Here is a 15,990-nt window from a genome sequence, read left to right as displayed (position 1 = left end):
TTCTTCAAGCCATTTTGCTCCATGCTAGCCGCAGTTTTTGATTTTCATGCTCCCACGACTGCCCTTGTGCTGCCTCCCATCTTGAAAGCCGCGCATTCCTCAATGGCACCACCCCGGCCAGTAAGCGTACAAGGGTAGGTTCCAGATTCTCCATCTTCAGGTCGATCAGCGTACCATGTTCCGGAAATGACTCTATAAAGGAAGCCTGCGCAATGGTTTCGGTGGCAATGATATACATGCCAGCCTGGAAATAAGTACAGATCTTGTTCGATAGGGCCAGCGTATTGTTCCGGTCTTTTCCAGGTTCGATCGCCAGTCCAATATCATAATTACTCATGCAGCTGTTCAATTCGGCCTGCGACATTGAATTTACCAGCTTAATATGTTTGCGGGGAGCAACGAATTGCTCACAGAAGGCAGTTCCGGCGTTTCCGATCAAAGTCACAGAGATCCTATCGGTAAACCTATCCAGGATGGGTAAAATCTGCTCGAGTCCTCTTCCGGCATCGATGTTTTGAGAAAACCAAACGATCCTAAGCGGTCCATCGTTCACCTGTTCTGCAGGGGAGGGAAAATCCCTCTTTTTAAAAAGGTTATTGATTACAAAATGCGTTACCCCGTTTGATGACTTCAGCAGCGAAACGGTTTCATCCATTATTGGTCCCGAAGCGAAAGACACATAAGTGGCGGCTGGCAAAGCTTTCTGCAAAAGCAGCTTGTGCATGTCGCTCAAAACCTGATCTCCGACTTCGCCAGGATGGTAATCCTCTACATCGATACCAATAGGGATCTTCTTATTGGCGAGATAAATCGCAGGCCAAAAGGCGCCGGGATTATGAGCAATCGCAATATCCGGTTGCAGGTTCTTGCTTTTAAGAAGCTTTTGGATCAACACAGCTCTCCGGTTAACACCAATACCCAACGTTTGGGTGGTTTTGATACCTATACGGTTTAGCCACACGCATGCCTTTTCAAAAAATACCGATTCCAGCCACAACCGGTACGAAGACCGGCCGGCAGGGATATAATAGAAAGTAACAGCTGGCAAACTTTCCCTGATCTGCAGTTCCTTTTCCCAGGTCCAGTTGGACATCTGAAAAGCGATAACCGAAACCTGGTATCCGTTTTCAATGGCCAGTTCTACTTCTTTTCTACAACGGGGGTTACTGGCCAGGTTAGTACTGGTGATGAACAAAATATGCTTCATGAATGATGCCCTTGTACAAGGCTTTCAATGTTCGAGATATGCGATTGGTAAGCATTGGAAATGGAGAACTGGATGCGTTCCCGCTGTTTGTCGATTTGTTCTCCGGTTTTAACACGGTTTATTACCTGAGCAAACAGGGCTGCGAAATCCTGATTATCTTTTGAAGCCAGCATATCGATCAGCCCCGTTCCTTTGTAGGTAGACATATAATGAGAAACCACTGGTTTACCAGTGCTTAAGTATTCCAATATTTTATGCGAATTGGAGCCGTCCCACATTTTGTTCAGGTTAAGCTGCCAGCAGATCCAAAAAACATCGGCCTGCCTGCACTCTTCACTGAGCACGGAAGGATGTACGGCACCGCGTAGCACCACATTCGGTTGTGCCTTCAGGAATTTGACAAAAGAGGTTACCCCTTCATGTTCAAAACTGCCAATATTCCCACCCTTTTCATACTGCCCCCAAAAAACAAAACGTACGTCGGGGTGCGCGGTAATTACCTGCCGCATTCTTTCTCTATCAGGTGCTTCCATCAGCAGGTTGCCAACATATCCGGCGGTAATGGGCTTTTGGGCACCTTCAGGTGCCTTCGCCAATTGCTCTAACTGGGTTGTGGCAGCCTGGACGAAGAATCGATTCAAACCGTGATTGACGAAATGGACATTCCGGGCGCCTCTTTTCAATGTCTCCACGATAGTGTCCGAAACGCCCAGGCAGATATCCGCAGTCAACGCTTCCTCCGGCAGCTCAGCATGACTGAACAGGTCGGCAGCGAAAAAAATAGTAACAGATGCCCTGAACCATTTGAGATTTAGAAACCGGTATGGATCGAAGCACCAAACAACGTTCGGTTGCCGGCCGATCGCCCGTTCAAGAGACCTGATCTGCACTTGCAGCAGCCACCTGTAAACAACAGTTGGCAAAAACCGCTTGCCCCTGTATAGGGGTTTATATTTGACAATGAACAAGGAATCATGCTCACCTGATGGAGAAACGGTGATCCCTGTGTGCGAAAGATCCGGAGGCTCAATAAAATAAACGGTATTGCCTCTCTCCGCCAACTCAATAGCATAATGGTGCTTTGAGATGCGCATAGCACCCCACCGTTCGGGCGACAGCAGGTAGATTACTTTATTACTGAATGTAAAACTCATAATTGTTTACTGCCGGTAGAAAGCAGCGATAGCATCTGCCACATATTGCATTTGATCCTTTGATAATTCCGGATACATGGGAAGAGAGAGTATCTCCTGTTGGTAAGCAGCAGCTATCGGGAAATCTTCACGGGCAGCACGCTGATACTCGTAGGGAGCCATAAAAGGTAGAGGCGTAGGATAATGAACCGCTGTTTCAATACCACGTTCCTTCAGCCAGGTGGCCAGTTCGTTTCGCTTTTCGGCCCTGATAACATATAGGTGCCAGGTATGACGCGAGCCTTGTCGCTGGGCAGGAAGGGAAATATTAGGTATCCCCTTCAACAGTTCAGTATAGATAGCGGCATTGGCGATACGCTGATCGGTCCATTGAAGGACATGGGGCAACTTTGCATTCAAAATTGCGGCCTGAAGACCGTCGAGTCGACTATTGATACCTTCGATATAATGTTGATGCTTGATGAGCGCACCATGGTTCGCATACATCCTGCATTTTTCGGCAAATTTTTCGTCGTTGGTAATGATCGCACCGGCATCTCCGTATGCCCCCAGGTTTTTGCCCGGATAGAAGCTGAGCGTACCTGCAATACCCCAGGTACCTGCATTGCGCCCGCTTAACTGAGAGAAATGCGATTGAGCACAATCCTCGATCAGGTAAAGGTTATGCTTCTCACAGATCTTAGCCAGGGCTTCCAGGTCTGCAACCTGACCATATAGGTGAACAGGTATGATAGCTTTGGTCCGGGAAGTGATCTTCTCTTCGATCTTGTTGGCATCGATCGTATAAAAGTCAGGCTCGATGTCCACAAATACCGGCTTGGCGCCAGTCTGGCCAATGGTTTCTGAAGTAGATATCCAGCTGCTGGCTGTGGTGATCACTTCATCGCCTTGTCCTATACCCAACATTTTAAGAATGATGTAAATGGCATCCGTTCCATTGGCGCAACCCACACAATACTTCACTCCATAGAGTTCGGCAAAGGCTTTTTCAAACTGCTTAACATGAGTACCGCCAATAAAGGCCGTTTCTTCTATCACTCGTTGAATGGCCGTATCGATATCCGACTTAATTGAATGATATTGCTTCTTAAGGTCAACAAATGGGATTTGCATGTTATTGGAATTGTAGATAGTTAAATTTTACGGAGAAAAATGGCAGGGTTACCTACGTAAACACCCGGTTCGGTAATATCACGCGTAACGACCGATCCTGCACCAATGACAACCCCATCGCAAATCGATATGGGCAAAATAGTAGCATTGGAACCAATGGAAACATTATTGCCGATCGAGGTGCTCTTCCATTTGGATTTATCGCCCCTTGCCGGCCCTCCACCACTGAAAAGGTCATTAATGAACATAACACCATGGCCAATAAAGCAATCGCTGCCAATAGTAACCAGCTCACAAACAAATGTGTGCGATTGGATCTTGGTACGGTCACCGATCACCACATCCTTTTGTATCTCCACAAAAGGACCAATAAAGCACTGATTACCGATGGAACATCCGTATAGGTTAACAGGATTTACCACCTTAACCTGTTCTCCAAACACTACATCGGCACGGATGCCGCTTTCAAATAGCTGTGGACTATTACTCATTGCATTGCAGAATAGATCTTGTCAATAATTTCAACCGTTTTAAGCCCTTCAAAACCATTGGTGGCAATTACGCCATTACCGGTCAGCACTTCAACGAGGTTTTGATATACCTTATCATGGTTCGACATGGAACCCTGGTATTGGCCATAATTGTTGGGAGGATTGCCAGGGGGAAGATCTTTGATCTCATAACCATCGATCTTCTGGTACTCCAGTTCGTTGAGGTACTGGCCGCCGATCTTGATCGTGCCCTTTTCACCAAAAATCGTTAATGATCCCTCCATGTTCTTGTCGAAACTATTCACGGTATAATTGATTGTACCAATCACGCCGTTGTAGAATTTCATACAAATAACACCACTGTCCTCAAACTCAATGATATTTTCATGATGATAGTTACCACCAAAAGCATGAACCGTTTTTACATCGCCGATCAACCAGTACAAAAGGTCAACAAAGTGACTGAACTGTGTATACAGCGTACCACCGTCCATGTTTTTTGTCCCTTTCCAGGAGTTCTTATAGTAAGCTTCATTTCGGTTCCAGAAGCAGTTCAGTTGTACACTATAAACTTTACCCAGTCTACCCTCTTCAATCAGATTTTTGACAGCTGCAACTGGAGGATTGAACCGGTTTTGTTTAACGATAAAAAGCCTTCTGTTGGCCTTTTCTGCCATGTTGATCATTTCTCCGCAGTCATGCACACTCAAGGCCATTGGTTTTTCACATAAAACGTGAAAACCGGCTTTCAGTGCTTTGACAGAATGCTCGGCGTGTAATCCATTAGGAGAGCAAATAGCAACAACATCCATCTCGGGATGTTCCTTCAAAAACTCGTCCGTATTGCTATATGCCTTTGCACCATGCAGCTTAGCCAGATCGTCGGCCTTTTCGGAAACGATATCACACACGGCAACCAGGTCGCCCGACTTGCGAATGTGTTCAGCATGTCGCTGAGCGATCCTGCCGCAACCAATGATACCAAATTTCAATCTTTTATTATCCATACTCATTAATTCAGATCTTTAACCCGGTAGGAAAACTGATTAAAACACCCATTCCTTTCTTCTGATAAACGAACATACTTCCTGCTGCCACTGCCGAAGCGCCGGCAGCAACAGCATTTTTCAGATCCTCAGTATTTCCCGCACCGCCACAGGCGATTAGCGGTATGTTGATCTGATGTGCGATCGACTCTACCAGGTCAACATTATAACCAGCCCACGTACCATCTTGGTCAATGGAATTGACAAGGATCTCGCCAGCCCCAGCCCCTTCCAGTTTGCGCGCCCATTCAACCGGTGAATACCCGGTACTTTTGGTACCAGAATGGGAATATACTTTATACTTTCCAAGAAAGTTCTTCTTTACATCGATAGCAGCCACAATCGCTTGTGCCCCATAAACAGAACCAATACTTTCAATGATGTCCGGCTTATCGAACAATATCGAATTCAACACCACCTTTTCATAACCGGCATCAAACACCTTCCGGGCATCATCCATGGACTTTATACCACCTCCGTAAGCCATGGGCATAAATGCTTCACCGGCAATCTCTGCTATTTTCTTAAGATCGATTGCCCTGTTCTCGGCAGAGGCGTTAAAGTCAAGCACCACCAATTCATCGGCCTCTTTTTCATTGAAGATCTTAACAGTATTGATGGGATCTCCAACATAAGTGGCGCTTTTGAACTTGATGGTCTTATACAACCCGCCATTCTTTAATAACAGGACCGGTATGATTCTCGTGCGGCTCATTGACTAAGGTGTGAAAAGTTTTCCAGCACCTTCATCCCGAACTTATGACTTTTTTCGGGGTGAAACTGCGTACCATAAATATTGCCTTTTCTGAAAGCTGTCGCGAATTCGTATCCGTAGGTAGCTGTAGCGCTTATTTCTTCCTGCCGCTCAAACTGGAAATGGTAAGAATGCACATGATAGAACCGGGGTTCATCCTGCAATCCTTCCCAAAGTGGGTTCTTATCTACCAGCTTCACATCATTCCAGCCCATATGAGGCACTTTTCGACCATTCAGTTTAGATTGATCAAATCGTATTGTAACTGCATCCACCCAACCAAGCCCATCGACATCGCCTTCTTCGCTATGTTTCGTGAGCAGTTGCGCACCCAGGCAAATGCCCAAAACGGGTTTCTTTTGCCCTAGTACAAGCTCGTCCAGCAGGGTTTTTAGTCCCGACTGATGCAGATTGTCCATGCCTTTTTTAAAATGGCCTACCCCCGGGATCAGGATTCTGTCGGCTCCACGAATCTCTTCGGGCTGACTCGTGATGACTGCGGGAATGCCCAACCTCCTGTGCATATTCAGAATTGAGGTAAGATTTCCCAAACCATAGTTAACGATCGCATTCATGTTATAGGAATAAGATCAACAAAATGCCCAATTCTTATCGCTTATAAACGTACAATATCTCGCCGATATTGATCTGGCTGTAACCAGCTTGCTCCAACTCATTGACAAACTTCCATTTATCAAAAACCTCTTCATGTATTTCAATAGCCAGGATACCCACTTTCGATAAAAGTGGCAAGTATTGGTCGGGGCTGGTAAAGATCTTCGTTTCAGCCCCTTCTATGTCGATCTTCAGGATATCGATCCGGGGAAATTGATACAGTTCCATTAAATGCTCAATGGTCGCACCTTCTACATAGGAGTCGCTGGCAGCTGCAGGTTCCGCTTCTTCAACATAAAAGGACAGTTCTTTTTCACGATCCCCCCTGAAAAAATCTTTCATCGCCAGCTTTTCGTTCTTATTCCACAAAGCCCCTTTAAATAATTTGACATCGGTATAACCGTTGGCGGCAATGGTTGCCTGCAACACTGCAGCATTCGAGTCGGCAGGCTCAACAGCCACTATTTTTGAAGCAGGGTAATAGGTTTTGAAATAAACAGTAGCCGAGCCCACATTGGCACCGGCGTCTATGATGTATTCAACTTTCAGATTCAGCCTTTTTTGAAGCTCGATAGCGGGCTTGTAACTTTCATGCCGTAAAACTTCATTGAAAATGACAATGTCCGTTGCAGCCGGACGAATATGAAAATGAACAGGCTTTGCAGCGTATTCAGGCTTAAAGGCAATATCGATTAAGTCTCCTTTCTTTCTGACATCGGCGCCCTGGGCCAGCAACATATCGAAAGTCGTCTTTGCAATTAGTTCATACGGAGAAAAAAGGTTGGTTGCCTTCCGGAACATTACACCCGTAGCTACTTTAAGTCCTTTGGCAAACCCAAATTTGGACAGGCTTTGAAAGTGCATTTGTAATTTATTCATCTTAATGGATTTGCATTAATTGCATCAATGCTTTGAATTGGGAGATATCTAGTTCAATGTCTTGATCTACCTTGTTTTGTACAAGGTCTTCTTGTTCATGGGCCCTGTTGCCGGCGCCAAAAATATAGCCGTATCTGGAGGCCGTATAATCGGTTAGTAGCCAATAGTAAGCGTCTATATGTCTTGGAGCTACAATATCTATAACCTTTGTTTGGGAACTGCAAAACACCAGGTTGGCAAATCCGCTTCCATGAACGCCAACAACATGTTGGGCATTGGCAAAATACCTGGCCGTTTCACTGATGGAATGATCTTCCGCAAAAAACTCTATGAAATTAAGTGGCTTCAATACTTCTTCAAAAAATGCCCCCTCATTGATGAGTTTCCGGGTGGGCGCTTTCTTTCGGCTTAAGTAAATATTATAGTTTGTACCAGGCGCTGTATGATCATTTTTCAGAAACGTGCTACGCAAGAATTGGGTAGTCCACTCACAAATAGTACCCAGTTGAGCAGGCAGGGAAGGCACAATCAACAGATCTGCTTCAATATGAAATTTCCAGTGATCATTGCAGGCTATTACCCTGGCAGGATCAATACCCACGGCCCGTAGACTTTCCTTTTGAAAAGGAAGTTCCCTGTAGTCAATAACAAAATAGTCAACCTTATCAAACAAACCGGCACTTTTTAGCAACCCGATACGAGGTAACGTATCATACAGCCAATGGTGATAATTAGTGCTGCCCGGCGCAGCCACCACTGCAACAGTGCCATTTACTTTCCTGATACCTGCCAGCTTTACCTGCTGGAAAATACTGTGTTCCTCATTGAATACGCCGCCGTACTTCCCAAACTCTCTGGAAACATCTCCAATGAGCAGATCATCGCAGGTAATCACAGCACCATTACGGCCCCATGCCCTGCCTTTGGGGATGCTGGCAACGAAAGCAGCCGGCTGCAGCCAGTTGGCATTATTTGAAAATATCTGATGTACCGTATCATCCAATGTAACAGGAAGGCCGTGCGATTGCTCCCGCCCCGGAAAAACTTCAGTAAAAGCGGCCCCCGGCATATCTGCGTGTTTCGCAATCCAGTCTTTCGCGCCAATCCATCCTTTTGGAGCGCCAAAATATCTCGAACTGATATTCAGTCCGTTGCTGATACCGATAATGGTGCGCTTCAGCGAATGCTTCAAACCACTTTTCATTATTCGCCCTTGATGAGTTTTATGAGGGGTCTTACAATCTTCAACGCAGGATAAGTGGTATAGAGTGATGTCTCAGTTTTAAAGTCAGTATGTTTCCTGGGAGGCAACTTCATGATCGACTCAAACTGATCTGGAGTGAACCCGAATTTTTTCAACACAAATTCATAGTCATTCTTGAAATCAGCTTCAGGGTACAAGGGCAGCTTTAATTCGGCCAAAGCTTCTTCTTTTGAGATCTGGCCCGATAGGATAAGATTGGTGAGGTGTGGCTTTCTCTTGTCCACCTTGAATTTCTCAGGCAGGATATAAGCCTGGTAAAATTTGGTGAAGATAGATTCATAGTGCTTGCCCCCATAATCACGCCAGCCAAGTTCACGGGTAATGGTTTGCTTTACTTCTTTCTTATTGTAAGGAATGTAATTCAGGAATGATACCCAACGGGCTTTTAGTACGTGATGACAATACCTTTTGAGATAGGCATCAAAAATAGGATATGTTTTTAGCGGCCTTGTCCCGTAATGTTTATGAATATCGAGCAAATTCGCATGGTCGCCCTTGTTGAATATCCAACTTTTGGGCATTATGCATTCGGTAGATACGTTCGATCCGCTTAAGATATGTTTTATCTTATGTTCTTTCGCGAGCTTGAACAAGGTAGCTGAGATTGCATGATCGGTAGCCACTTCAATATCCACTACAGAAGCCTTCAGGTAAGCCAGTTGCAGGTCTTTGAACTCTTCCCAATCAACCACCAGCGTATGCAGGTCAAACCCCAATTTATTGACAATATTCTCGATATTCATGACCGACAATTCCGAATTCCAGCCATTGTCGAAATGAACTGTCAATGGACGCAATCCGTATTCTTTGGCTTTATAGGCAACATATGAGCTATCGACACCACCGCTCAGGCCAACGATACAATCATAGGGTTTTCCCTTTCCTTCATCGATGATCGTATTGATCAGCGTTTCCAAACGCTTCTTACCTTCATCACCGGTAAAAACTCGTTCCTTTTCGGCTGCCTTGTATTCGTAATAGTAATTTGAAATTCCATTTTTGTCGAAACTTATGTCGGGGTCTGCAATGGTATCCATTACAGAAATCGTACATTGTTTATAATCCCTTACCGCCTGCTTCATATTGTAAGATTTTTCTTTCTATAGGCTTGAAACCTATCAGATTTTATATAGCCATTGTATGCTTGTGAAGCATTAAATGGAATACATTTTTCCCGTTCAAGGTCTTTGATCTTTTGTGCGGGCACACCACCAATGACACAATACCCTCCCGCAAACGACTTTGTTACGACAGCTCCTGCGCCCACAATGGTCCAGTCACCCAACTCAACGCCCGGCATGATCTTGGCACCTGCCCCCAGCCAGCAATACCGGCCGATCTTTACCGGCGCGGTTAACGATTTACGACTGTCATACACATCGTGATTGGAGGTGACAATGACAACATTCGGAGCAATCTGCGTATAATCTCCTATCTCGAGACCTCCTTTACCAGTAATATAGCAGCCTTTCATGATGCCGGGATAGGCATCAACCCCTACCAGGATATTCTCTACATCATATACCTCACTTGTCCAGTGTACCGGCCAATAAGCCTTTCGGTTACCACCCAGGTTCAACACTTTCTGCTTAAACCAAAATTCAAAATTTACACGTCCCTGGTAATCCAGGGTTTCATGAATGAACTTGAAATAAGGCAGCTTCGTGATCAACACAATGGGCAACTGCAGTGGCCTTTGTAGAAAATACTTTAGCTTATCGAGCATAGTACTGGCGAATTCTGACAAGATTATCTTTGAAAGCAGCTGGCCTCAATCGGATCATTGCACCTAAAACACCCTTCATCAACCGCTTTTTCTCTGCATTCATCAATTCATTGGCGATGGAAGATTCCAGAGGAAGGTCTCTACTTCGCAAATGCTCGATCTTTAATGACTCATAGATCTTTATAAATTGGCGATAGTACTTAACTTCCTGCTCGCCATGTTCGCGGTACCAGACAATTCCTTGTGGCATCAACACCACCGGGAAATACCTGGCAAGCCGGTTCCACATATCGAAATCTCCTGCCATGCGGATAGGATTAAATCCACCTACCTGCTCAAATACATCCCTTCTTATGATGGAAGAGAGAGGCGCCTTATGAAATAAACCTGGCCCTTTGTAATTGAACAAATAGGCCTCCGAAGGAGAAAGCATAAAAGGGAACGGTTTGCCCACATACTGATCGAGCGAACACAACCCCCAACCAGCTTCAGGAAACTGCTCCATCATTTCAACCAGGATTTCCAACCCCCTTGGATATATATAATCGTCCGCGTCCACATATTTGAGGTACTTCCCACTTGCATAACTCGCCGCCTTGTTCCGGTTGGGATAATCGCCCAGGTTCTTTTCATTGAGGAACACTTTAACCCTTTCATCCTGCTGGGCATACTTGCGGGCGATCTCTACAGTCCGGTCCTTCGATCCATCGTCTGTGATGATCAACTCAAAGTGACTGTAAGTCGAAGCCAATACACTTTCAATAGCATACGCTATATACTTCTCCCGGTTATATGAGGTCATCAAAACACTAACAAGTGGAGTATTCATACCTATTTTTGAAAGAGATAACGCCTGAACTTCCTGAAATTATAAACAGCCCAGCCCGGCAGGAATGATTTATCCAACCTGGACAATTGTATCAACTGAGCAGTCTGTTTCGAACTGGGCGTGCGTGCAGCCTGCTCGAGGAAAAAGTTAAAATAGGTGTCCGAAGCCTTCCTGATATCAAATCGCACACCGCAGGCATCCAGGCAGGCTGACTGCATATTCGACAGGGCGTCACGGTTACTGTGTAAAAAACTTATGGCATCGGCATAGGCCGCCGCATCCTTGACTGTACAAAGCATACCCACATCTTCTGTTACCATGTCACGCGTACCTCCAGGTAGATTAGACACCACTGGTACAACTCCTCGCGAAAGCGCTTCCATGATAGACACCGGAGTTCCTTCAAACCACGAAGGGAAAACAAGAATATCCTGGTGCTCTAAAATAGCATACACCGAAGCGGTATCCGCCGCCTGAACAAATTCGACATTGGTATTCTGGCTCCATGACTGCTTTAACTCGCCCAGCAAGGGACCCTTACCCACAATTGTCCACTCAACAGGCACATTCCTTTCGGACAGCAAAGCATCAATTTCCTTCAACAGCTTAACCCCTTTTTCTTCCACCAGCCTGCCAAGGAAAATTAGTTTCAAGGCAGGTCCGGCTTGCTTTTTTATGGATTGCCGGGGCAGCTCAACACCATATGAAAGGTATTTTACTTTGCCCTGATAATCGGGACTGGCCGCCAGCAGGATATCACAAAACAGTGAAGCATGGGCAACAGCAACGTCAATCACTGGTTGATACTGAAGTGCCCCTGCCACGTAAAAATAATCGTGCACTAAATAGATAAGCTTCTTGACGGGATTAAAGATCGCAGCCATGTTCAACACGACATTGCTATCCGTAATAATACATCCAGGCTTATTTCCAACATTCTTTAGAAGGCGTAAACAAATGTCATATTGCTTTTCCAAAGCCGAATAAGAAAAGTGAATGACCTCATCCGCCCTGATCTCATCCGTAAACTTTGGTCGGGTATCGCCTTCTGGCTCCAATAAAATCACCCGTATAAAGCACTGTGAATTAAGCGTGGTAAAATTGATCAGGTTACGGTTAAAGCTCGCAACGCCGCCCATGCAATTGGGAAAAATAAATACCATTTCCGGTTTACTCATCTCTCAGCCAGATTCTTATCATTTGAAAAACTTACAGCACATTTATTGTTGAGAAAACGCGCTAATCCATTTAGCCGTTGCCTCGATGCCACCTCCCAGCGAAAATCGGGGACTAAAACCCAGATCCGATAGCCGTGAGATATCCGCCCGCCAATGAAGTGGGTCACCAGGTCTTACCTTCTGATTAAAAATCACCTTGACGTCCTTCTTCAGCGCTTCAACAAACAAACGCACAACATCTTCTATAGTGGTTTCCACACCAGTGGCAACATTATATATCTCTGCCTGCATCTCGCCTTTCTCCAGAATGCTCCAGATAGCTTGCACGAGGTCTTCCACATATATGAAATCACGGCTCTCCTTGCCGGTACCCCATAGCTCAAGGGAACCCTGCGCTTTTAATAACTTCTGACAAACATCCCAAAACAATTGCTTTCGCAGTCCAGGACCATATACAGAAAAAGGCCTCGTAATGGCAGATCGAATTCCAAACTGCTGGAAATATTCGAGGCACAATTGTTCTGATATCTTTTTATGCCAACCATAGGGAGACAGTGGTCCCAGCGGATCCGATTCCTTAATGGGTAATTGGCCAGGATTGCCGTAAACCGCGGCACTGGAAATATGCAGATAACAGCAGGAAGGATTAGATCTTCTTATGGCCTCCAGAACATGGATGACTGAAGACACATTAGCTTCAAAATCACTTAACGGATGGGTCAATGAATAAGGAACACTACCACTGCCAGCCGCATTGATACAAAAATCATATTCATGCTCCGAAAACAGCAACTCCAGGTCGGCTGATAGCAGGGAGATCTTGTGGTACTGGTAGGCTGTTGCGCCCGCCTCGATAAGGTCACATCCTACAACCGACCAGCCTTGCTTTGTAGCACTCTCGGCTAAATGCCGGCCAATGAATCCTTCCGAACCAAGTATTAATATTTTCATTCCATCAAACAGTTAATCGCCTTTCCGTACCAAAACTGCGGGGTTCCCCGCCATGATGGAAAAGGGCTCGGTGTTCTTGGTAATAACAGAACCAGCACCAACGACGGTACCCTCACCCAATGTCACCCCTTTCATGACGATACTCCTCAATCCGATCCAACATTTGTCTTCAATGATTACCTTTTTCGACTTTACCACATCCCAGTTCTTAAATGCAAGTCCTTTCTGCCAGTCTATAGTATCATCCAGCCGCTCAGCCGAATGAAGTGAGTGGGAATTCGTATCAATAATATTGCAATTCAAAGACACCAGGATATCATTACCCATCCTGATCTCCTCAACACATTCAAGCAGCGTACCAGGACCAATATATACATTATTGCCAATGAAAATTCTCGAGGTTTGCCGGTATAGCATCAAAGTCCCTCTGATGCAGCATTTATCTCCAATTTCGATATAAGTAGTTCCTGGCTCCTGGCACACAAGGACGAAATTCGCCCCATCCAGGTTACAGTCTTTACCAACCTTTAGGTAGCCTCGCTCAACAAGATCCAGGTAAGCCGGGCGAACCGGGGCCCTGAATACATTGACTACTCTCCTTGCAATTGAACGTAGAAAACCCATTGATTATTCGATTTGCAGCAATTATATCCTCTAAAAAGCGGTCCCATCGGGTTGAACCGTCAGAAGTTAAGAAAGCACCTCGTAGTTCAGAAAGAAACTACCATAATTCGCTCCTTCAAACATAGCCATATCTGTTCCCGAATCGTGGATCCTTATCGGACAGATCATTTCAACCAGGTCATAGGTAGTACCGTGGGGTAGAAAAATAGCCAGCCTGAAAGCATACGTGTTGGGAGCAATGACATGCGAAGGGACTTTGATCTTAAATGATGCTTCTTCTTTACCATTATAAAACCTGCTCAGGTCCTCGACAAAAGTAGACAGGTAGTCTCCGTTATTATTTTGTAGAGTAAAGGATATCTTGGCTGCATGATCATATTGAGTGATCACAAGGCCGATATCTAAAACGATATTCTGATCAAACTGGAAGTCTTCGCAAGCAACGCCGTCCGTATTCAGGGTCGACACCCTGGAGAAATAGATCCGCTTTTGATTCTTGTCGATACCAGGCTTTACTTCGTAAGAGTTAGAATTGGCCTGGGTATTCAATACATAATTGTCTATCACTTTCCGCGTTTCACCGGTTTGGATCAATCTTCCTTTGCTTAAAAGGATCGCCTTTTTGCACAATTGAGAGATCACACCCATATTATGGCTCACAAACAAAACTGTGCGGCCCTCATTCTTACTCACATCTTCCATTTTACCCAGACATTTCTTCTGAAACTGGGCATCACCAACGGCCAGCACTTCGTCGACAATAAGAATTTCCGGCTCGAGATGTGCCGCCACTGCAAAAGCCAGCCGTACATACATCCCACTGCTATAGCGCTTCACCGGAGTATCCAGAAACTTCTCGACTTCCGCAAAAGCAACGATCTCATCAAACTTTTTCCTGATCTCTGTTCTGCTCATGCCAAGGATCGCACCGTTGAGAAAGATATTTTCACGCCCCGACAATTCAGGATGAAAGCCGGTTCCAACCTCAAGAAGAGAAGCAACACGGCCACGTATAGTTATAGATCCGCTGGAAGGTTCAGTAATTCGGCTCAGCACTTTCAGTAACGTGCTTTTTCCGGCGCCGTTTCTGCCAATGATCCCAACCCGGTCGCCTTGATAGATCTCGAAACTGACATCATCGAGCGCCTTAAACTCTTCTATGCTACCAGCAGGTTTCTTCCCGTTCCCCAATAACCCTTTAGCTTTACGCGAAAGCACATCCCGCAGCGACGTATACCGCTCCTGTGTCTCGTGCGACAAAATAAACTTCTTCGAAAGGTGCTCCGCTTTTATGACGGGGTTTGACATATTCTTTAAATATTATCTGCAAAAGATTTTTCAGTTTTCCGGAAATATCGAATGCCGATCAGGCAAAAGAAAAAGGTAATAACGATCGACAACAATAATCCCGGCCAGTACATCGGTTCGCCGGTAATGCACCAGCGGAAACCATCGATAACGCCTACCATGGGATTCAATGAATACCAGAACCTGGCCTGTTCCGAATACCTGTTCACAATTTCAGTGCTACTATAACCCACAGGTGTAATATAGATACCCAACTGAACGATAAAAGGTATAACATACCTGAAATCACGATACTTCACATTGAGCGCAGTTACATACAATCCCACGCCAAAGGAGATCAGGAAAGCAATCAGGATAAAAACCGGCAATAAGAGCACTTGCAACGGCGGCAGGTACTGGTAGAACAGCATAACCGCAACCAGCAACAAAAAGGAAATGGCGAAATCAACGAAGCTTACAATGATTGAACTGGCAGGAATGATCAGGCGGGGGAAATAAACCTTAGTGATCAGGTTCGCGTTTCCCACAAGGCTGCCACTCGCTTCGGACAGGGCAGTTGAAAAGAATTGCCAGGGCAGAAGGCCGGCAAATACAATGATCGGGTAGGGAGCACCACCAGGTTGTGCCAGCCTGCCAAGTTGACCAAACACAAAAGTAAAGATCAGCATGGTGAGCAGAGGGCGTATTACACTCCAGGCAGCACCAATGACGGTTTGTTTATACCGTACTTTTATATCCCTCCAGCTAAGAATATAGAACAGTTCCCGGTACCGCCAGATATCTCTCCAATAGTTCTTCTCCGCTCGTCCTGCTTCAATGATCAGTTCTTCAGTTACACCACTCATAGTGAT

17 protein-coding genes are annotated in these 15,990 nt (G+C 45.4%); all 17 read right to left on the bottom strand.

Annotation, left to right across the window (positions count from 1 at the left end; genetic code table 11):
* Window positions 1–4: 4 nt before the first annotated feature.
* The 17 genes from P2H89_RS01495 to P2H89_RS01415 all read right to left on the bottom strand — a co-directional run bounded on the left by P2H89_RS01495 (window position 5) and on the right by P2H89_RS01415 (window position 15,984).
* A complete protein-coding gene (locus P2H89_RS01495) occupies window positions 5–1,207 on the bottom strand; it encodes a hypothetical protein (RefSeq protein WP_275824697.1) in 1,203 nt (400 codons plus the stop codon).
* Window positions 1,204–2,361 carry a hypothetical protein gene (locus P2H89_RS01490; RefSeq protein WP_275824696.1) on the bottom strand — a complete coding sequence of 386 codons (1,158 nt, stop codon included), beginning with the start codon at window positions 2,359–2,361 and terminating at the stop codon, window positions 1,204–1,206. The genes P2H89_RS01495 and P2H89_RS01490 overlap by 4 nt, the downstream gene beginning before the upstream one ends.
* Before the next feature lie 6 nt (window positions 2,362–2,367).
* Window positions 2,368–3,474, bottom strand: coding sequence for a DegT/DnrJ/EryC1/StrS family aminotransferase (locus tag P2H89_RS01485; protein ID WP_275824695.1), 1,107 nt, complete (start codon window positions 3,472–3,474; stop codon window positions 2,368–2,370).
* A gap of 20 nt (window positions 3,475–3,494) precedes the next feature.
* On the bottom strand, window positions 3,495–3,965 hold the full coding sequence (locus P2H89_RS01480; RefSeq protein WP_275824694.1) for an acyltransferase: 471 nt from the start codon (window positions 3,963–3,965) through the stop codon (window positions 3,495–3,497).
* Window positions 3,962–4,972, bottom strand: a complete 1,011-nt coding sequence (locus P2H89_RS01475; RefSeq protein WP_275824693.1) for a Gfo/Idh/MocA family oxidoreductase — start codon at window positions 4,970–4,972, stop codon at window positions 3,962–3,964. The genes P2H89_RS01480 and P2H89_RS01475 overlap by 4 nt, the downstream gene beginning before the upstream one ends.
* Before the next feature lie 10 nt (window positions 4,973–4,982).
* Window positions 4,983–5,726, bottom strand: coding sequence for an AglZ/HisF2 family acetamidino modification protein (locus P2H89_RS01470; RefSeq protein WP_275824692.1), 744 nt, complete (start codon window positions 5,724–5,726; stop codon window positions 4,983–4,985).
* Entirely contained in the window at window positions 5,723–6,340 is a 618-nt protein-coding gene (gene hisH / locus P2H89_RS01465; RefSeq protein ID WP_275824691.1) for an imidazole glycerol phosphate synthase subunit HisH, read from the bottom strand. Before hisH ends, P2H89_RS01470 begins: the two co-directional genes overlap by 4 nt.
* Before the next feature lie 34 nt (window positions 6,341–6,374).
* Window positions 6,375–7,259 (bottom strand): FkbM family methyltransferase, encoded by an 885-nt coding sequence (locus P2H89_RS01460; protein ID WP_275824690.1) that lies wholly within the window; start codon window positions 7,257–7,259, stop codon window positions 6,375–6,377.
* 1 nt (window position 7,260) lies between these two features.
* Entirely contained in the window at window positions 7,261–8,463 is a 1,203-nt protein-coding gene (locus tag P2H89_RS01455) for a glycosyltransferase family 61 protein (protein WP_275824689.1), read from the bottom strand.
* Entirely contained in the window at window positions 8,463–9,605 is a 1,143-nt protein-coding gene (locus tag P2H89_RS01450; RefSeq protein ID WP_275824688.1) for an N-acetyl sugar amidotransferase, read from the bottom strand. The genes P2H89_RS01455 and P2H89_RS01450 overlap by 1 nt, the downstream gene beginning before the upstream one ends.
* Entirely contained in the window at window positions 9,602–10,249 is a 648-nt protein-coding gene (locus P2H89_RS01445; RefSeq protein WP_275824687.1) for an acyltransferase, read from the bottom strand. The genes P2H89_RS01450 and P2H89_RS01445 overlap by 4 nt, the downstream gene beginning before the upstream one ends.
* Entirely contained in the window at window positions 10,239–11,078 is an 840-nt protein-coding gene (locus tag P2H89_RS01440; protein WP_275824686.1) for a glycosyltransferase family 2 protein, read from the bottom strand. Before P2H89_RS01440 ends, P2H89_RS01445 begins: the two co-directional genes overlap by 11 nt.
* 2 nt (window positions 11,079–11,080) lie before the next feature.
* Window positions 11,081–12,256, bottom strand: coding sequence for a glycosyltransferase family 4 protein (locus P2H89_RS01435; RefSeq protein ID WP_275824685.1), 1,176 nt, complete (start codon window positions 12,254–12,256; stop codon window positions 11,081–11,083).
* A gap of 42 nt (window positions 12,257–12,298) precedes the next feature.
* Window positions 12,299–13,207 carry an NAD-dependent epimerase/dehydratase family protein gene (locus P2H89_RS01430; protein ID WP_275824684.1) on the bottom strand — a complete coding sequence of 303 codons (909 nt, stop codon included), beginning with the start codon at window positions 13,205–13,207 and terminating at the stop codon, window positions 12,299–12,301.
* Between the two features lie 12 nt (window positions 13,208–13,219).
* Window positions 13,220–13,831, bottom strand: coding sequence for an acyltransferase (locus P2H89_RS01425; protein WP_275824683.1), 612 nt, complete (start codon window positions 13,829–13,831; stop codon window positions 13,220–13,222).
* Between the two features lie 66 nt (window positions 13,832–13,897).
* Complete coding sequence (locus P2H89_RS01420) at window positions 13,898–15,139, bottom strand: ABC transporter ATP-binding protein (RefSeq protein WP_275824682.1); 1,242 nt, start codon at window positions 15,137–15,139, stop codon at window positions 13,898–13,900.
* 5 nt (window positions 15,140–15,144) lie between these two features.
* Window positions 15,145–15,984 (bottom strand): ABC transporter permease, encoded by an 840-nt coding sequence (locus tag P2H89_RS01415; protein WP_275824681.1) that lies wholly within the window; start codon window positions 15,982–15,984, stop codon window positions 15,145–15,147.
* Window positions 15,985–15,990 lie beyond the last annotated feature (6 nt).

The sequence above is a fragment of the Paraflavitalea sp. CAU 1676 genome, from assembly GCF_029223285.1.
In the GTDB taxonomy this organism is placed as follows: Bacteria; Bacteroidota; Bacteroidia; order Chitinophagales; family Chitinophagaceae; genus Paraflavitalea.
The sequence above is the reverse complement of the archived record's forward strand: the minus strand, read 5'-3'. Positions and strand labels throughout refer to the sequence as shown.